General features: G+C 71.3%; 14 protein-coding genes. 2 read left to right on the top strand and 12 right to left on the bottom strand.

All coding sequences use genetic code 11. The annotated features are described in order from the left end of the window. Positions 1–405: 405 nt before the first annotated feature. Positions 406–3,192, bottom strand: coding sequence for a helix-turn-helix transcriptional regulator (locus tag QMZ92_RS04700; protein ID WP_283295961.1), 2,787 nt, complete (start codon positions 3,190–3,192; stop codon positions 406–408). Between the two features lie 176 nt (positions 3,193–3,368). On the opposite strand from QMZ92_RS04700, the gene QMZ92_RS04695 reads away from it, so the two are divergent. Continuing rightward, the gene (locus QMZ92_RS04695) at positions 3,369–4,505 is read left to right on the top strand and encodes a helix-turn-helix domain-containing protein (protein WP_283295960.1); all 1,137 of its coding nucleotides are present in this window, start codon (positions 3,369–3,371) and stop codon (positions 4,503–4,505) included. Between the two features lie 44 nt (positions 4,506–4,549). Here QMZ92_RS04695 and QMZ92_RS04690 read toward each other — a convergent pair whose 3' ends face one another. The 7 genes from QMZ92_RS04690 to QMZ92_RS04660 all read right to left on the bottom strand — a co-directional run bounded on the left by QMZ92_RS04690 (position 4,550) and on the right by QMZ92_RS04660 (position 11,479). Continuing rightward, a complete protein-coding gene (locus tag QMZ92_RS04690; RefSeq protein WP_283295959.1) occupies positions 4,550–5,473 on the bottom strand; it encodes a ribosome-inactivating family protein in 924 nt (307 codons plus the stop codon). Between the two features lie 65 nt (positions 5,474–5,538). Continuing rightward, complete coding sequence (locus QMZ92_RS04685) at positions 5,539–6,411, bottom strand: alpha/beta hydrolase (RefSeq protein ID WP_283295958.1); 873 nt, start codon at positions 6,409–6,411, stop codon at positions 5,539–5,541. 124 nt (positions 6,412–6,535) lie between these two features. Beyond that, positions 6,536–7,063 (bottom strand): DoxX family protein, encoded by a 528-nt coding sequence (locus tag QMZ92_RS04680; protein WP_283295957.1) that lies wholly within the window; start codon positions 7,061–7,063, stop codon positions 6,536–6,538. A 17-nt stretch (positions 7,064–7,080) separates the two neighbouring features. Then, entirely contained in the window at positions 7,081–7,755 is a 675-nt protein-coding gene (locus tag QMZ92_RS04675; RefSeq protein WP_283295956.1) for a hydrolase, read from the bottom strand. Between the two features lie 51 nt (positions 7,756–7,806). Further along, the gene (locus tag QMZ92_RS04670) at positions 7,807–9,705 is read right to left on the bottom strand and encodes an amidohydrolase (protein WP_283295955.1); all 1,899 of its coding nucleotides are present in this window, start codon (positions 9,703–9,705) and stop codon (positions 7,807–7,809) included. An 81-nt stretch (positions 9,706–9,786) separates the two neighbouring features. After that, positions 9,787–10,509 (bottom strand): GPR1/FUN34/YaaH family transporter, encoded by a 723-nt coding sequence (locus tag QMZ92_RS04665; RefSeq protein ID WP_283295954.1) that lies wholly within the window; start codon positions 10,507–10,509, stop codon positions 9,787–9,789. Beyond that, positions 10,502–11,479, bottom strand: a complete 978-nt coding sequence (locus tag QMZ92_RS04660) for an alpha/beta hydrolase (protein WP_283295953.1) — start codon at positions 11,477–11,479, stop codon at positions 10,502–10,504. Before QMZ92_RS04660 ends, QMZ92_RS04665 begins: the two co-directional genes overlap by 8 nt. A 232-nt stretch (positions 11,480–11,711) precedes the next feature. On the opposite strand from QMZ92_RS04660, the gene QMZ92_RS04655 reads away from it, so the two are divergent. Continuing rightward, positions 11,712–12,722, top strand: a complete 1,011-nt coding sequence (locus QMZ92_RS04655) for an AraC-like ligand-binding domain-containing protein (RefSeq protein ID WP_283295952.1) — start codon at positions 11,712–11,714, stop codon at positions 12,720–12,722. 23 nt (positions 12,723–12,745) lie between these two features. On the opposite strand, the gene QMZ92_RS04650 is transcribed toward QMZ92_RS04655, so the two are convergent. The 4 genes from QMZ92_RS04650 to QMZ92_RS04635 all read right to left on the bottom strand — a co-directional run bounded on the left by QMZ92_RS04650 (position 12,746) and on the right by QMZ92_RS04635 (position 17,706). Then, complete coding sequence (locus tag QMZ92_RS04650; protein ID WP_283295951.1) at positions 12,746–13,969, bottom strand: DUF1015 family protein; 1,224 nt, start codon at positions 13,967–13,969, stop codon at positions 12,746–12,748. 78 nt (positions 13,970–14,047) lie between these two features. Further along, a complete protein-coding gene (locus tag QMZ92_RS04645; protein WP_283295950.1) occupies positions 14,048–15,346 on the bottom strand; it encodes an MFS transporter in 1,299 nt (432 codons plus the stop codon). After that, positions 15,343–16,500: a PLP-dependent cysteine synthase family protein gene (locus QMZ92_RS04640; protein WP_283295949.1), complete on the bottom strand. Its 1,158-nt coding sequence runs from the start codon at positions 16,498–16,500 to the stop codon at positions 15,343–15,345. Before QMZ92_RS04640 ends, QMZ92_RS04645 begins: the two co-directional genes overlap by 4 nt. A gap of 765 nt (positions 16,501–17,265) precedes the next feature. Beyond that, positions 17,266–17,706: a hypothetical protein gene (locus QMZ92_RS04635; RefSeq protein WP_283295948.1), complete on the bottom strand. Its 441-nt coding sequence runs from the start codon at positions 17,704–17,706 to the stop codon at positions 17,266–17,268. Positions 17,707–18,187 lie beyond the last annotated feature (481 nt).

Raw genomic sequence — 18,187 nt, 5'->3', positions numbered from 1 at the left:
CCCGTCGTTTGTGCGCCGACTCGCCGCCGCCATGGGCAGAATCAGGGGCCCCCTGTGCCGACCAAGATCAGGGCCACACGCGGACCAGCCGCCTGCAGCTTGGCCGAATCATGGCCGTTTCCACTGGTCAGCGGCCACGCAAGGCGTGTACCACCAGCAGACGAAGAACCTGCTGGTGTCGTAGTCGCCGAGGAAGCTGGGCTTCTTCTAGAACCTCAAGACGGTTGTCTGGACGTCTCGTTGCGCTCCAGGCAACCCGACGGGACGCCCAGCGGGCCACGTCGACGCCCCTGCGCCCGAGTCCGGAGATCAGGGGGCACCCAGGTGTCGCCCGACTCGGCACGAACCTGCTCGATCGGTGGCATGGGCCGCCCCTCGGCCCGGCGCGACGCAACCGGGTGCAGCTCAGTCCGGAACTGAACGGCTGCGCTGCTCCAGCACCGCGGAGAGTTGTCGGCGGGAAGTGACCCCGAGCTTCCGGAAGGCCTTGGCAAGGTGGTACTCCACGGTGCTCGCGCTGATGAAGAGGTTCGTGGCGATGTCCTGGTTGGTGGCACCCTGAGCGGCCATCCGTACGATCCGGGACTCCTGCGGCGTGAGCTGGTGATCCGTTCCCGCTCCCCGCTTGGGCGCCCGCTCGCCGGTGGCCCGGAGTTCCAGTCGGGCACGCTCGGCGAAGGCGCCGGCGCCCATCGACGTGAACCGTGCGTGGGCGTCCCGAAGCCGTATCCGCGCGTCGTACTTGCGCCGTTGTCGGCGCAGCCACTCCCCGTACAGGAGAGCCGTGTGCGCTCTCTCGGTGCGCAGTGGCGTCGGCTCCAGGAGGGCGGTTGCCTCCTGGAAGAGGTCCTCCGCCTCGGTGTCCCGGGCTAGTAGGGCACGGCTACGGGCCAGTAGGCCGAGGGCCCAGGGGGTGCCGCTGGCGGTGGCCCGCTCGGCGAGGATGCGCAAGGCCCGCCGGGCGACGTCCGGATCGCCGTTGCGGACGGCGGCCTCGACCAGGCCGGGCAGGGTGAGTCCCCCACAGTGCGGCGGCGGGTCGTCGAGAACGGCCTGGGCTGCCGCCTGGGCCTGGGGGTAGCGGCGTCGGCCCAGCTCCAGTACGACCGACGCGGCACGGGCCAGTTGCACCTGTATCCCGCCGGGCAGCTCGGGGTAGAGCTCCCGCTGTGCCTGCACGGCCGACAGGGTTGCGGCCTCGTCACCGCGCCAGGCGTGGAGCATGACGTCGGTGGGATGGGAGAACCGGGGGTCGGCACCGGTCGCGTCCGCGATGTCCTTGAATTCCGCGAAATGCGACTCGGCAGTGCCCAGATTGCCACGGAAGACCTCCGAGGTCGCGTTGGCGTGCGCGCTGATCTGGAGCATGCGCAGGGCACCGTGACGGCGGGCGGCATCCGCGTAGCGCCTGCCGCACTCCCCGAGTGCGTCGATGTCCCACATCTCGACCGCGGCAACCATCCCGAGCAGGCTCCAGCGGACCGCCCCCCGCTCCTCCGCTCCGGGCTGTCTCATCGCGGCCAGCGCAGCCCGGAGGGTCGGCGCGGCCTCCTGGTGACCGGCGGCGACCAAGCGGGCGTGACCGGCCAGGAGCAGATCCGGCACAGTGGCGTCCGCATCCGTCGGGCCCGGGAGACGGGCGGAGGTGATGAGTGCGGCGGAGGCAACCTCGAGGGCTTTCGCGTCGGATCCGGTCCGTGGAACGACCATCGCGGCATCGACGGCTTCCAGCAGCGCGTCGCGTCCGGCCGCCGGTTCGTGCCGCGCGAGGACGAGGGCGGCGTCGAGCAGGAGGCGTACGGCTCCCTCCCGGCCCAGCATCAGGCGGGCCAGTCCGCGCAGCCGGTCGGCATGCGCGCCGAGGAGAGGTGCCGCAGGGCCGGGGGCGGGCAGGAGCCGCAGGAGTTCCTCGGCCCGGTGGGGAGCCCCAGCCGTGAGCGCGGCCGCGCATGCCTCCAGCAGCCGCGCGGTGCGCCGGGCGGGGTCCTCGGTGAGCTCCGCAGAGCGCTGGAGGAAGGCGGCCTGGGCCAGGTACCCGCCGGTGTTCCTGGCCCGCTCGGCGCAGTGCTGCAGGGCGGATGCCACGGGTTCGTCGGCGCCTTCCGCGGCGGCGGCCGCGTGCCAGGCGTGCCGTTCGGGATCGGTGTGTACGTCGGTCACTGCGGCGAGGGCGGCGTGCGCGGAGCGGCGTTCGGCCCGAGACGCACCGCTGTAGACGGCCGAGCGGATCAGCGGGTGCCGGAACGGGGAGGTGCCGGGTACCGGGTGGCGGGTCACGAGTTCTTCCCGTTCGACCTGCTCGAACGCCTCGGCCATGGACTGTCCTTCGGCCCCCAGCAGGTGCCGGACCGCTCTCCTGACGAGGTACCGGTCGCCGGTGGCGTCGGCGGCCAGTACCAGCAGCACTGTGCGGGACTCGGCCGGCAGATCGCGGACACGTTGCAGGAAACGGGCCTCCAGCCGACGTCCGATGGCCGGCGGCTCGCCGAAGCCCGGCTCTGCCAGAGCGGGTCCCTGGGACAGCTCGCGCAGGGCCAGAGGGTTGCCCGCCGCGGCGGCGATGATCTGTTCGACCACGACCTGGTCGACCGGAGCCGCGCCGATGTGGTCCATGAGCAGGGCCAGGGCGTCGGCTTCCGGCAGCCGACCGAGCCGGAGTCCGGGTAGCCCTGCCAGCGGCGGCAGGGCCTCGGCCTCGTCGCGTACGGCGAAGAGGGCGACGATGCCGTCGGCGTGGAGGCGGCGCGCCACGAAGGCGAGGACATCGAGCGACTCGCGGTCCACCCAGTGGGCGTCGTCGCAGACCAGCAGCAACGGCCGGTCGCGAGCGGACCGCGCCAGGAGTGTGAGCACGGCGAGCCCCACCAGGAAGCGGTCGGGCGCCGGACCGCCGACCATGCCGAACGCGGTTTCGAGCGCGGCGCGCTGGGGTTCGGGCAGGTCCGCCCGGCGGCCGAGGAACGGCAGCAGCACGCGGTGCACCGCCGCGAAGCCGAGTTCCTGCTCGGCCTCGATGCCCGCGACCCTGGTGACGCGCATGCCGGATGCGGACGCCACCGCGTGGTCCAGCAGGGCGGTCTTGCCCATGCCGGCGTCACCCCGCAGCACGAGCGCCCCACTGAGGCCGGCGCGGGCATCGTCCATCAGCCCGTTCAGCAGGCCCTGTTCCGACTCCCGCCCCCTCAAGATCACGAGATGAGGATACTCACGGCGCGCCGACACGGAGGGCAGGGGCAGGTGATCGGGCCCGAATCCCTGGGTACGGATGAGCCTTGCCGGGGCGGACCTCCGAAACGGCTGGGGAGATCGGCTGACCACTGGGGACTCTCCTGGATTCGAAGCCGGGTGCTCCCCAGCACGCTCCCGGTATGCACGCGAACACAGGCGCGATCGTCGCAGCCCCCGCCCCCCTCCTCCGGAACGACGGAGAGTCCGAGCACCGTCCACAACGGCGGCGGGCTGCTCCGCCCGGGAGACCCGCCCAGCGGTTCGGCATCGCGTCCGGGACGTCGGCGGGTCGAGCCGGGTGGTGGGCCGAAGAGGTCGGCCACGTGCTGGGACCGGTGGCAGTGCACCTGGAGGAACCCGAACGGTTCACGGGCGAGATCGCGCCCGGCGACTGCGGGTACGTGCGGACCTGCACCCTCGACGCCTCACCGCACCGGATCCGGGTCGGCGGCCGCCCGGCCGACCGGGACCGCAGGCACGCTTTCGTGCTGGTCCTGGCCTCGGGCAGCGGGCTGCTGTCGCAGAACGGAAGGCGGACGCTTCTGGAACCGGGCGACACGGCCCTCTTCGCCGCCTGCGGCGGGCTCACGCTCACGTTCCCCGAACCTTCTCGGGTCCACCTGCTGAGGCTCCCGCGCCTCGTGCTCCCCGTACCTCAGGGCGACGTCTCGTCCGTACTGGCGGCCCCGGTCCGCCCCCCGGCAGGTCTGAGCGCGGTGGCCTCCCCCTTCCTGTCCGCCGTCGCCCGGTCCGCAGCGCACTGGCCCGGATCCGTCCGGGACCGCATGGCCGGGCACGTTGCCGACATGCTGGGCACGCTGATCGCCGAGCACGCCGTCGGTGTTCGCACACCGACGGCGTCCGCAGCCACGGAATCCGGCCGCCTGGCGGGCACGGGCACTCAGGGCGGTACGGCGGCGACCCGGGACCTGGCGTCCCGGATCCGCACTCACATCAGCCTGCACCTGTCGGACCCGGAGCTCTCACCTGGTTCGATCGCCGCCGCACACCATGTCTCGGTCCGCCACGTGCACTGGCTGTTCTCGCAGGAAGGAGTGACGGTCGGCGGATGGATCAGGGAGCGCAGGCTGGCGGAGGCGGCCCGGGAACTCGCACGGCCCGGCCGCGGCGACGCGGTCGCGGTCATCGCCGGCCGTTGGGGTTTCGTCAGCGCGAGCCACTTCAGCCGTGTGTTCCGGAGTCGGTACGGGATGTCGCCGCGGGCCTGGCGCGATTCCTGCGCGGCGGCCCGGGACCCTCTGCCCGCCGCCGGATAGCGGGCGCGGATCGGGGATCCCGGTGCCACCCCGCGGTCGCCGGTTCAGCGACGGCGTTTGTGGCCGTTGAGCTCGATGTAGCCCAGGTCCGCGATGAGTGCTGCGACCGTCGGGTAGTACCTGCTGTAGCCAGCTCCCCCGATGGTGAAACCTCCCCCCGTGGGATCGTTGAGCCGCGCGTACACCCAGGTGGAGAGCTGCCCCCAGCTGGTCTGGAGGGCCGCGCCGAAGCGGCCGATCGGGTTCGACGTGTGGTTCCTGATGTTCCCTCTGACGATGTCGAACAGGTACCCGAAGCGGGCCGCTTCGGCGGTCGCACCGATGATGTCCACGAGATAGGAGCCGACCGTGTGCTGGCCGTGCCCCGAGCCGAGGAGCTGCTGCGCGTTGCCGAGCGTCAGGAGCGCGTTCTGGAGGTTCTGCGGGCTGAGCCGCCGCTGGTCACGGAGTCCGCCGTTCGGGAGGTTGGCATAACTGCCGTTCCAGGGGAGGGTCTCGGCCCGGACGCCCAGCACACCGTTGAAGGCGTCGACGTAGCCGTCTGGGAACACGTAGTGGCGGTTCCCGGTGCCGTTGGCCTGCCCGGGCTGGTAGAACCCGGCCAGGTAGAGGGTGTTGGCCCAGAAGTACAGGGACACCACGTGCCGGCCGGCGTGGTTCACCCGGACCTGGATCAGCTGGTTGTGGGTGGTCGTGGTCTCGTCCAGGACCCGGTAGAAGTCGTGGCCGCTGATCCGGTGCATCCGGTCGATCATGTTCCAGTACCGGTCGTGCTGACCCTGGCCGCCGTTCTCGAGACCGGTGATGTCCCAGTCGACCACGGTGAGCGGCCGGTCGGGGTCGGCGTGCGCGGTGGACGCGGCCGCACTCAGCATCCCGACCGACAGGGCGAGGGCGAGGAGGAGACCGGTGATCCGGCGGGATCCCCGCCGGATCAGGTCGACATGGGACGGGAAGGGGTCGGGCATACGGAATTCCTTGTTCGGTGGGTGAGTGCGTGCGAGTGACGACGCCCGCGCTACGGGCGGCCGGCTCAGGCGGCGGGGTCGGCGAACCGCCGGAGGAAGGCAAGGGCCGTGTCCGCGACGTCGCGCCAGCCGCGATCGATGGTGAGGGAGTGACCGCGGCCGGGGATCTCGGTGATCTCCGTGACGGCGTGCTCGTTGTGCGCCTGCTTCTTGTAGGAGGCGTTGGCGATGGCCCAGGGGACGGTGTGGTCCTTCTCCCCGGAGATGATCAGTAGCGGGCCGCGGTCGGCGGCGGTGGTGTCCACCGCCGCCTCGGTCCAGGGGTTGAGGTTGGCGGCGGCGGCCTGGAAAAGGGGTTCTCCAGGGGCGGGGACGGCGAAGGCGTCGTACAGCTCGCGGGCCTCCTCCTCGCTCACGGCGTTGGCGAATGAGTAGCGGAACTGCTCGTAGGTCAGCGGTACGGCCCGGTGGTAGTTGGCCGGGTTCGCGAGGACGGCGCCGGCGGCCCGCAGCGAGGACAGCGGCAGGGGCAGTACCCCGCGGAAGGGGGCCGGGTCGATGGCGACGGACGCCCGGGACAGGCCGCGTCCGGCGGTGATCTGGGTGATCAGGCCGCCGAAGGAGTGCCCGACGACGACGGGCTTGCGGTCCAGCTTGCCGATCAGGTCGCAGAAGTGGTCGGCGACCTGTCCGACGCTCTTGCCCGCGAACACCTCCGGGTGGGCGTTGGCCTCGCGGACCGTCGCGGGGTCGTCGGGCCAGCCCGGCAGTACGGGCGCGAAGCCGGCCTCCTCGAAGACGGCGGCCCATCGCTCCCAACTCGTGGGCAGCAGCCACAGGCCGTGGACGAAGACGACGGGGATCCGGCCGGAGGCGTTCGCGGCCTCGATCTGCGCGAGGTCGCGGGCGTACGGGGCGCTGGGCGACGGTGTGCTCATGTGGGCTCCCTTGCGGGGTGGACGGGGTGTCAGACGCTCCGGGCGGCGGCACGGATCAACGAGACGACGGCATCGGGCCGACCGTGCAGCGGGGCGGCGCGCCGGGAGGGGGTGGGGTGCGTGGTCATCGGGAGTGGACTCCTCCGGAGGGGGCTTCGGGGCCGGGCGGGGCGGGGCGGTGCAGCAGGGCCCGGGTGGCCAGTCCGGCGGCCGTTCCCACGACAACGGCTGTGACCGGCCACCAGGCGGGCCAGGGCAGCAGGTCCAGGGCCCGGTCGGCGGAGAGACGCCCGGGGCCGGTGAAGGCCAGGGCCGCTGCAACGGTGATGAGGACGAGCGGGTATTCGTAGCCGTCCCTCTGCACCCACAGGCCGTTGGGCCACTTGACGGTGAGGGCGACGGTCATCACGCCGATCGCCCCGGCGGCGGCGAGCGGGGTCACGGCCCCGGCGGCGAGTAGCAGGCCGGAGCAGATCTGGCCGGCTCCCGCGGCGAGGGCGGTGAGCGACCCGCCGCGGAAGCCGTCGTGCCGGAACTCCTCGATCCCGCCGGCCAGGCCGCTGCCGCCCAGTCGGAAGCTGACCTTCTGCACGCCGTGTCCGGCTATCAGAAGGCCCGCCATCAGGCGGAGGATCAGCAGACCGGTGTCCATGATGTCGGTCCCGTCGCTCAGCCCGCGGCGTGCGGGTCGATCATGGTGTGGGCGTACACCACGCCCAGCCCGTAGGCGCCGCCGTGCTCCTTGACAACGTCGGTGGTCGCGGCGTACGTGTCGGTACGGGCCCAGTCACGCTGGAGCTCCAGCAGCACCTGCAGCCAGGTGACGGGCACGGCGCCGGCGGCCGTCATCCGTTGCATGGCGTGCTCGTGGGCCGCCGGGGTCACGCCAGCGGAGGCATCGGCGACGACGTACACCTCGTAGCCCTGGTTGAGGGCGGAGAGGGCGGGCAGGACGAGGCAGACCTCTGTCCACAGCCCGGACAGGATGACCTTGCTGCGGCCGGTGGCCTTGACGGCCTCGACCAGGGCAGGGTCCTCCCAGGCGTTCATGGAGGTGCGGTCGACTACCTCGTGCTTGGGGAATACATCGCGCAGTTGCGGCAGGAGCGGCCCGGAGAACGACTCGGCCGCGACGGTGGACAGGACGACCGGGACGTCGAAGACCTTGGCGGCCTTGGCCAGGCCCACGGTGGCGTTGATGACGGATACCCGGTCGGTGCTGCCGGCGCCGAAGAACATCTGCGGCTGGTGGTCGACGAACAGCATCATCGCGTTGTCGGGGGTGAGCAGGTCCGGGCTCGGGGCGGCCTGGACGGCGTCGAGGTCGAGGACGAAGTCGGTCATGAGGGGATTCCTTCCGATGGTGGTCGGCAACGAGGACAGGAAGTCGTCGGCTCAGAGCACGAAGCAGGGGTCGAAGGCCGGTGACGGCTCCTCGGGGGCGAATCCGCGGGCGACGCGCCACTGACGGTGCCGTTCGGATTCGGCGGCGGCCTCGGCCAGCAGGTCGGCCTGGCGGGCCCCGGCCGCGGAGGGCGGCATCGTGGCCTGGTAGCCGCCGTAGTGGGCGATCGGGCTCCAGGGCGGGCTTAGGGGCGGCAGCGCCTCGTCCAGGCCCTCGTAGGTGTCCGCGGCGTACACGATCCGCCCGCCGGTCACGGTGAGGACGGACTCGATGTGCGGGATGTCCCCGGCCGGGACGGTGAGGTAGTCGTGCGAGAGGACCGCGAAATCAGCGAACCGCCCTTCCGCGAGGACTCCCTTGTCCGTCTCCTCCCCGGTGAGCCGTGCCCCGCCCACCGTGTACAGCTCCAGGGCTTGTTCGCGGGAGACGAGTTGCTCGGCGGGGCGGAGCTCCAGGTTGCCCACGGTGCGGCCGGTGACCAGCCAGTGCAGGGCGACCCACGGGTTGTACGAGGAGACGCGAGTGGCGTCGGTACCGGCGGCGAGGGGGATTCCGGCGCGCAGCATGTCCGCGATCGGCGGGGCCGTGCCGGCGGCCGGTGCGCCGTACCGTTCGGCGAAGGCTCGGCCCTGGAAGGACATCCGGTTCTGGACCGAGATCCCGCCGCCGAGCGCGGCGATCCGGTCCAGGCTGTCCGGCGACACGGTCTCCGCGTGGTCGAACAGCCAGCGCCGGCCCGCCGGGAAGAGCCCCTCAGCGGCGAGCTTCTCGAAGACGGCCAGGTCCCGGCGGATGGTCTCGTCGTAGGTGGCGTGCAGCCGGAAGTCCCAGCCGTGCTCGGTCAGCAGCCGCACCGCCTGCTCGAACTCGTCCTCGTAGCCGTCCGTGAGCTCCGGCCGCAGCTCGGAGAAGTTCTCGAAGTCGGCGGCAGCCCAGGTCAGGTTCTCCCCCGCGCCGTTGAGGCGCAGCCAGGCGTCGCCGTCGCCGGGGCGGACGGTCTCGATCCAGCGGCGCAGGTCTGCCAGTTCCTGGCCTGCGGTCTGCGGGAAGAGGTGGTAGCCGATGCGTACGCTGAGCTCGCCGGACCGGGCCAGTTCGGTGACGGTGGCGTAGTTCTCGGGGAAGTTCTGGAACCCGCCCGCCGCGTCCACGGCGGAGGTGAGGCCGAATCGGTTCAGCTCGTGCAGGAAGTGCCGGGTGGAGACCTTCTTGTCGCTCTCGTCGAGGGTCGGCGCCTTGGCCAGCGTGGAGTACAGGACGAGAGCGCTGGGGGAAGCCAGCAGCAGGCCGTTGGGGTGGCCGGTGCGGTCCCGGACGATCTGCCCGCCCTTGGGGTCCGGGGTGCCCCGGGTGAACCCGGCGGCGCGTACGGCGGCGCGGTTGAGGATCGCGGACTGATAGAGGTGCAGTACGAACACCGGGGTGTCCGGTGCGGCGGCGGTCAGTTCGGCCGGCGTCGGCATCCGACGTTCGGCGAACTGGTCCGCCGTCCAGCCGCCCACGACACGGATCCACTGGCCCCTCGGAGTACGCCCGGCCTGCTCGCGGAGCATGGCCAGGGCTTGGCGCAGCGACGGAACTCCGTCCCAGCGCAGCTCCAGCACGTAGTTCAGGCCGCCGCGGATGACGTGCAGGTGGGAGTCGTTGAGCCCGGGGACGACCCGGCGGCCGAGGGCGTCCACGACCCTTGTGCCGGGTCCGACGAGACCGGCGATGTCGCCGTCGTCGCCGAGAGCGGTGATCCGGCCGTCGCGGACGGCGAGCGCCGTCGCGGCGGGCCGGGCGCTGTCCTGCGTGTGTATCTTCCCGTTGCGCAGGACGAGTTCGGCGTATCCCCCGTCAGGTGAACCGTGGGCGGCCGAGATCCCGCCGACGGGCATGCTGGTCATGGTGCTCGCTTTCGATTCGGTCATGACGTCGGAGGTCGGGTGCCGAGCGTCCGATGCGGCCCTCGGCGTCGGACGTCCAGGTCAGAGCGTGCGCCGTACGCCGGCCTGGCGTTCGAGGTCGCGTAGTTGCACGGACAGGTCCCCCTCGACGGCGCGGTGGGCGGGGCCGCTGCGGCCGATGGGCAGGACCTGCTCGCCGCGCATGTCCTCCAGCATCAGCGCGAAGGCCGTGTACAGGGCGACGGCCGCCAGCAGCAGCCCGAGCAGCCCGGAGACGGTGCCCAGCCACGAAGCGCCGGTGAGATTGGCGAGCGCCGCCACGGCGAACCGGGGCACGGCGGTGCACAGCACCAGCCACAGGGCGCGCTTGCGGCCCGCCACCGAAGCCATCAGCAACGCGAACAGGGCGAACACGGCGTTGAGCACGCCCAGTACGCGCATCCCGCCCGGCGGATCCAGCGCAAGGGTCAGTGAGGACGCCAGCCACAGGCCGGAGAAGCAGGCCATCAGCGTGGCAGCCAGCACGTCACGGGCGCCGAACGCGAACCAGCCCACCAGCAGTTGCAGTACGAACGCGGGTAGGATCGCCAGGCCCACGGCCCGGTGGGCGTCCTCCTCGAATACACCCAACTGGAAGCATCCGACGATCACCGAGGCGATGGCCACGGTGTAGAAGCCCAGCGGCATGGGCGAGGCGATGGGGCGCAGGTTGATCCGGGCCATCCGGCGCAGGTCGGGCTCGAAGCGCCGGCCGCCGCCGAGCGGATCGTCTCCGGCGGCCGGATCCGCCGTCGCCTCAGGCATCGGCCAGTGCTCGCCGGAGCGTGCCGACGGCCAGGTCGATGGCGGACTGCGCGGCGTGGGTGCCGCGCAGGGCGTTGAGCATCACGAAGTCGTGAATGATCCCCTGGTAGCGGACGGCGGTGACGGGCACTCCGGCGGCGCGCAGCTTGTTGGCGTACGCCTCGCCCTCGTCGCGCAGCACGTCGGCCTCGGCAGTGACGACCAGGGCCGGGGGCAGGCCGGCGAGTTGCTCGGTGGTGGCCCGCAGCGGGGAGGCTGTCACCTGGGCCCGCTCGGTCTCGTCGGTCGTGTACTGGTCCCAGAACCACCGCATGGCGTCCCGGCGCAGGAAGTAGCCCTCGGCGAACTGGTGGTAGGAGCCGGTGCCGAAGGAGGCGTCGGTGACCGGGTAGAAGAGCACCTGCTGGAGCAGCGGCAGGCCGCCGCGCTCCTTGGCCATCAGGGTCAGGGCGGCGCTCATGTTGCCGCCGACCGAGTCACCGGCCACGGCGATCCGGGACGCGTCCAGGCCGTGGGCGGCGCCGTCGGTGACGATCCAGCGGGCGACGGTCCAGTTCTGCTCGACGGCCACCGGGTAGCGGTGTTCGGGGGACAGATCATACTCGGGGAACACCACGGCCGCGCCGGCGCCGACGGCGAGTTCGCGCACCAGACGGTCATGGGTGCGGGCGTTGCCGAACACCCAGCCCGCGCCGTGGATGTAGACGATGACCGGGAGCCGGTCCACGGCACCGGCAGGGCGCACGACGCGGGCCCGGACCTCACCGGTGGGACCACCGGACACGGTCACCCAACCCTCGTCCACGGCCGGCAGGTCGACCGGGCCGGACTGCACCTCGTCGACGGCCTTGCGGCCCTCGACCGGCGGCATCTGGAAGAGGAACGGCGGCTCGGCTGTCGCCTGGGCGAAATCCGCCGCGGCCGGCTCCAGGACGGGGCGGACTGGCGTGAACGGATTCTGGTCGGACATGATCCGGCCTCTCACTCGGTACGGGCGCGTCGCGGTGGCGAGTACGCCGCCGGACACGGCTCCCGCACCGCAACTGCGGGAGCCGTTCCGAAAGGTAGACGCGATCGAGCGGGGCGGGTCGCCTCTGGGTGCACGGATCTGGCCCCTGCGTGCAGAACCTGTTCAGGACGGCCCGCACCTGCCCCACGATGACGCCGACGACATTCAACGGGACTGGTGGAGGCGGGACTTCGTGCTGCTCTTGGATCTGGACACCTTCGCGCCGGAGGACCGGGTGGACGCGTTCCACCACGCGATGAACGACTCCTCCGTACCGAACGACGTCGTGCACGACTCACCCGAAACCGGGATCCGGGCCCGGTTCGAGACGTGGCGGGTGGGCTCGCTGGACCTCTTCGACGTCCGCAGCACGGGGATGGAGGTCCGGCGGACCGCGAGGCACGTGCGACGGCACCGCGACCGCCCCGTGGTCTCTGTCTCTCTCCAGACCACGGGCGTCCACCGGGCCGAGAACGCGGGCGAGCGATACGTCCTGGGTCCGGACGACATCGCCGTCTTCCACGAGCTCGCCCCCCGCCGCTACGGCTGGTCCGGGGAAGGGGCCTCCTGGGCCGTCACCATCGACATGGTCCACCTCGGGGTGCCGGTGGACACCGTCGTCAGGGCATCCGTGCGGCTGCGGACCAGTCCGATGCACGACCTGGTCCTGGCACACCTGCGCTCCCTCCGCCGGGACCCCGGACGCCTGGAGACGGACCCGGGCGCCGCCGCCCTCGGCAACGCCACGACCGATCTGGTGCGGGCCCTGCTGACCTCGGCGGCGCACGACGAAGACGACCGGCGCGTCCGGGCGGCCATGGACGACTCCCTGGCCCACCGGATCCTGGCCTACACACGCCGACACCTGACCGACCCCGAACTCACTCCGGACCGCATCGCACGCGCACACTGCATCTCCAGACGCCAGCTGTACGCGATCCTCGGCAGGGCAGGCATCGGACTCGAGCAGTGGGTCATCTCCGAGCGCCTCGAGGCGGCCTGCCGCCTGTTGACCTCACCGCGGCACGCCGGCCTCCCCGTGTCGGCCGTGGCGGCACGCTGCGGATTCACCAGCCCCAGCCACTTCACCCGCCGGTTCCGGGCGGCCTACGGTGTCACTCCGCGCGAATGGCGTCGCCACCGCATCCAGGACCCGCCACGCACCGGACCGGAAACCCCCGGCACGATCCGGCCGGCGGACTGAGAACCAACCCGGCCGACCGGGGATCAGGGGGCGTCGAGGACGCGCAGGGCGAGTCCGGTGGTTGGTTTGGGGCCGAATGAGGTGGTTTTGTGGGGCAGTAGTACGCCCGCAGCGGCGAGCGTGCGGACGGTTTCCTCTCTGACCGCGGGTAGCAGGACGGCGATTCCGCTGCCTGGTGTCGCCGTGGAGGCAACGGCCTGACGCGTGTCGTGCACGTGGTGTACGCCTCCGGGGAGGTCGAGTACCGACCAGGTCAGGTCCATCAGGAGGTGGTCCGACACGGCGGTGGGCACATCCCGCCATTCGGCGGGCCGCCCCTCAAGTGCCTCGTCGAGGGATCGCGGGTCTGGGGCGGTGAGGCTCCAGGCCTTGCCTTCTGCGGTGATGAGAAGTTCGCCGGGCATCGGGCGCCGGACTCCCTCGGGCAGTGGGCGTACGCGCATCGCCTCCGCGGCCGCGGCGACGGCCTTGTCGGGTTCCAGGCCGGGGACGACCCGATGGATCGCCTTCAGTTGGAGCGGGTGCGCCGTCTGGTCCACCAGCAGCGCCAGGCTTCGTGCCCACGGTCCGCCCGGGTGCTGGTCGTTGAGCCGGAGGCAGGCCGCGTAGCGATGATGGCCGTCGGCGATGAGCGCGCCGGCGCCGCCCAGATGACGGCCTACGGCGGCCTGTTCACGGGGGTCGGTGCAGGCCCAGACGGTGTGCGTGATCAGGCCGATGCGGGCGGTGGCCAGTGGCGGGCGTCGGGTGATGTCGTCCATGGCGGCCGGTGCCGGGGACCCCGGGGCACGGTAGGTGAGCAGCAGCGGTTCGAGCTGTGCTCGCAGACCTTGCATGTGGGCTGCTCGCTGCCCGACCACGTGGGCCTGGACGTCCTCGTGGGGAAGAACTGCGGCAGGGGTGGCGGTCGGCAGGTCGAGTTCGCCGATGACGCCGCGGAACAGGATCTTCGCGCCGAGGTGTTGCTGGTAGACGTAGAAGGCGGGGCGCTGGTCGCGGACGAGGATGCCGCGGTGCATCCAGCGCTCCAACCGCTGCCTGGCGGCGGTCCCGGGATCCGGCGAGTACACGAGCCGCGCCAGGTGGTGGCGACGGTGGCGCGGTGCACGGGCACGGGAGGGGCCGACGTCGTCGTGGGGCGGGCAGAGGACGTGGGCCAGATCCCCTGCGGTCGCGGGGTTGTAGCGGACGGCTCGGAATGGCCGGAGCCGCACCCCGGGGACGGACGGCTGGGCGGGAGTGGGCATGGGGGCTCCTGGGGGAAGCGGACGCGGCCGAGGAGGGGCGGGCATCGGGTGCCTGCCCCTCTCGGCAGGGCTGGTTCGTCAGGCTGTTGCCGGTTCGGCGTGCGCTTCGCGCACGGGCGGTGAGAGCCGATCGGTGCGGTGCAGCCCGTACAGGGCTGCGGCACAGACCAGACCGAGGGCGAGCAGGGAGATCCACGGCAGAGCCGACATGCCGGCCGCGCGGGCCGCGTCCAGCGCGGCTCCCGTGAGCAGGTTGCCCAGTGTTATGCCGATACCGCAGATGGTGTTGTAGAGCCCGTAGTGGGTGGCGACGAGCCGGTCACCGGAGAGGCGGACGATGGTGTCCATCTCGAACGGATACGCGATCATCGTGCCGAGGGCGAGCAGCAGCGCGGCAAGGGTCGGCGGCACCGTGGCGAGCAACCACAGGGCCGGCCCGCCTTCGGGTACGGGCACGGCGGTGGCGAGCACCAGAGGGACGAACGCGGCGCCCATGGTGAGCAATCCACAGGTGAGTGCTTGGCCGGGTGCCATCCGGGCTTTGCACCATGCGGTGACCTTCGTCTGGAGGAGGATCGTGCTCAGGCCGGAGACGGCGAAGAGCACCGCGACCGCGCCCGTACCGAACGCGCCCTGTCCGCCCAGCCGCCGCACTTCGAGGGGCAGCGCCAGATAGACCTGGAAGGACAGGACGTAGGAGCCGATCATGGCTGCGGAGAACAGCAGGAAGGGGCGGTTGGCCAGAATTCCACGCCACTGGGAGAGCACGCCCCGCCCGCCGCTCGTCCGTTTCGCCTCATCCGCCCGACGTGCGGGCAGGCTGCGGATCTGCACGGCACTGAGCAGCGCGAAGATTCCGGCCGCGACCAGGCATGTGACCCGGAAGTCGACGCCGGTCAGCACCATGCCGACGAGCGGGCCGAGCAGGATGCCCGCCTGGTAGAACACATTGAACAGCGCGAAGGCTTCGACACGCCGTTCCCCGGCGTCTGCGGCGAGGTAGGCGCGGACGGCCGGGTTGAACAGTGCTCCCGCCAGGCCGGTCGCTGCGGAGGCGGCCAGGAGGGCGGGCAGGGAGTCCACGAGGCCGAGGGTGGCGAAACCGACGGTGCGCAGGACACAGCCGGCCACGATCAGCGGCTTGTAGCCGAACCGGTCGGCGAGGGTGCCGCCGACCAGGAACATGCCCTGCTGGCTGAAGTTCCGTACCCCCAGGACGAGGCCCACGATCCATCCGGCCAGCCCGAGCGTCCCGGACAGGTGAGTGGCGAGGTACGGCATCAGCATGTAGAAGCCGAGGTTGATGGTGAACTGATTCACCATCAACAGCTGGACGCTCCGTTCGTAGGAACGGACCTGTGCGAGGGTGCCCTTCACTGTCGCTCGTCCTCTGCCTCGTCCTGCGCGATGGACGCATGGGCCGGAAGGACGTCTTTCGTATGCGCGGGGCCGGCCGGCAGCGTCAGGGGATCCACGACCGTCGTGCAGCGGGTCCAGCGGGAGAATTCCTTCTCGTCCGCCCGCCCGACGACTTCCGGCTCCAGGGGTGGCGGGCCTTCGAGAAGGCCGTGCGCGGCGCAGTAGTCGTCGTCGTACACGGTGCCCAGGTAGCGCTGGGGGCCGTCGGGGAAGACGGCCGCGATCCGCGCGTCCCCCGACAGCGTGCGTGCAAGCCATCCGGCCACCAGGGCGACCGCGCCCACGCTCCAGCCTCCGGTCGCGTAGTGGGAGGCGGCGAGCTGCCGGCAGGTCCACACCGCTTCCGCCGGAGCGACCCAGTGGATCTCGTCGAAGTTGCCGTAGGCGACATTGCGGGGGTAGATGCTCGAGCCGAGGCCGCGCATCAGCCGTGGCCGGGCGGGCTGTCCGAAGATCGTCGATCCGACGGTGTCCACGCCGACGACCGTCAGTCCGGGGTACAGCTGGCGCAGGACGCGTGAGACGCCCGCGGAGTGACCGCCGGTGCCCACGCTGCACACGAGCACGTCGATGTGGCCGAGATCGGCGGCGAGTTCCAGGGCGAGTGGGGTGTAGGCGGTGGTGTTGTCCGGGTTGTTGTACTGGTCGGGGCACCAGGAGCCGGGGTGTTGGGCCATCAGCTGTTTCACGCGCTCGCGTCGGGCTTCCTGCCAGCCCCCGGTGGGATGGGGCTCGGACACGAGGTTGACCTGCGCCCCGTACGCGGCCAGCAGCCGCGTCATCGACATCTCCAGTCCGGGGTCGGTGACGAGGGTGACCGGGTGGCCGTGAACCATGCCGGCCAGCGCGAGCCCGAGACCGAGGGTGCCGCTGGTGGATTCGATGATCCTTGCGCCCGGTCGCAGTTCGCCCCGGGCACGGGCGCGCTCGACCATGTGAAGCGCGGGACGGTCCTTGATGCCGCCGGGGTTGAAGCCTTCGAGCTTGGCCCAGAAGCCGCGTCCGTCCTGGGTGAAGGGCTCCGCCACCCGGAGCAGGGGCGTGTTGCCGACGAGTCCGGACAGGGCGTTGCGCGTGGGGGGTGTGGTCGCAGCTTGAGCGGGAGTGGACATCTGTGAGCTCTCGTTCGTAGATGGCTGATCGGGTCGCATCTCGCCTGCCGTGCTCACCGGGCAGAGTCCTGCTCGAGGAGGGCAGCGTCGGGCGGCGGCCGGTCGTCCCGGCCGCACGGACGAGTTCTAGATCCGCCAGCAGCAGACGTTGGCGAGCATGCGGCGACCACTGGGTACGGCGTGCTGTCCGGACCGAGACCGCTGAGCAACCGGAGGCGCCGCACCGAGGGCGCCGACGAAGGTCACGAGGGCAGGAGCGTCGGCTGCCGCCCTGAGCGAGGGCGTTTCCTGCCCCGCCCTCGAGGTCGGGGCCGTTGCAAGGCACACTTCCGCGGGATGGGGCAGCGCCGGCCGGTTGTCGGTGAGTGCGTCGGCGGCAGGCGTTTTCTGCGTCAGCGTCGCGGTCTCGGTGTGGGCGTGGCCTTCTTCGTGAGCATGACAATGGTCGGCGCAGGTGACGGCGACGATCGCCAGAGCGGCGAGAACGCAGGCGATGAGGACGGCGCGCATTCGAGCGCCGGTGGCACCGAGGGTTTCGAGTGGGTGGAACGACACAGTTCCTCCGTGGACCTTCCTTCTCGAAAAGGCCCTGGAGAGAAGGAAGCAGGGACAGAGATCGGTCACTCAGGGAATGCCGCCGGTGGCCCGTTCGAATTTCGTGGACCTTACGGGGACGGTCGGCCCGAATTCATCGGGCGTGCCGCGGGACCCGTATCGGCCACGTGGTTCAACCGTCCGCCGAACGGCTCGAGGGGGATCCGAGTCCTAGGTCCGCAGGATCGCCGTCGTTCTCGCGCCTGCCGGGGGCAGGCCTCCTCCCCGGCCTTCGGCCAGGAGGGACCGGTACTGCGCGTGGTCCGCGAGCGCGGTGTGACCCGACACGCTCACACAGGGAGTGTGCAAGGGTGCGCCCTGCTGCGGCTGCACGGGCATGCAGTCCTCGGCCGGGTGGGGGGCGCTGTCACGCTCCTCGCCCCCTGCCGCCGGCGACGGCTCCCCCAGGGGAGCAGCAGGACCGTCGAGCGCGAGATGCGACATCGACACCGAGAAGGAAGTGCCGTTGGAGAGGTGATGGGCGGCGCTCTCGGTGCTCACGCCGTGCGCGTACACCAGCCCCACGATGAGCAGGGCCAGCCAGAGCATGTGCAGCGGACCGCGGGAGTTCCCGGCCCGTGGCACACCGATGGGCGACCGCGCCGTAATCATGCCGTGATCCTAACGGGTTCCGTAGGCCCCATTGCAACTCCCCCCGGAATAACCGGTAAGCCAAAGAGAACATATGGTGCACGCACGGCGATGGAGGAAAGTGACGCGCATCGCACGGGCGTAGGCTCGAGATAAGAAACTCAATGAGCACTAAACGAAAAGTCGGGCAGTATCCCCTCATGCCGGCCGGACGTAGGTGACGAAGCGTCACAGCTTGGGCCGCGGAGAGAGGGTGGTGTTCCTGGGCGGGACGACGGCGGCGTCTTCCGCCGCCCGGTGTGGTTGCGGCGGCGAGAGCAGGTGGCGGTGTCCGTCGACGCCGATGTGGCCCCCGGGCCCGGTCGTAGCAGCGCGGGCCTTCGCGCGGGTGCCTCCAGACGGGACACCGAACTGAGTGTCCTGCCCCTGGACTTCGCCGTCACCCACGGTGCCTCATCGCGGCGGACGACAGCGGCACCGGCTGTGTCCCCCTGGCGTGACC

The organism is Streptomyces sp. HNM0645 (genome assembly GCF_030056615.1).
Classification (GTDB): domain Bacteria; phylum Actinomycetota; class Actinomycetes; order Streptomycetales; family Streptomycetaceae; genus Streptomyces; species Streptomyces marianii.
The sequence above is the reverse complement of the archived record's forward strand: the minus strand, read 5'-3'. Positions and strand labels throughout refer to the sequence as shown.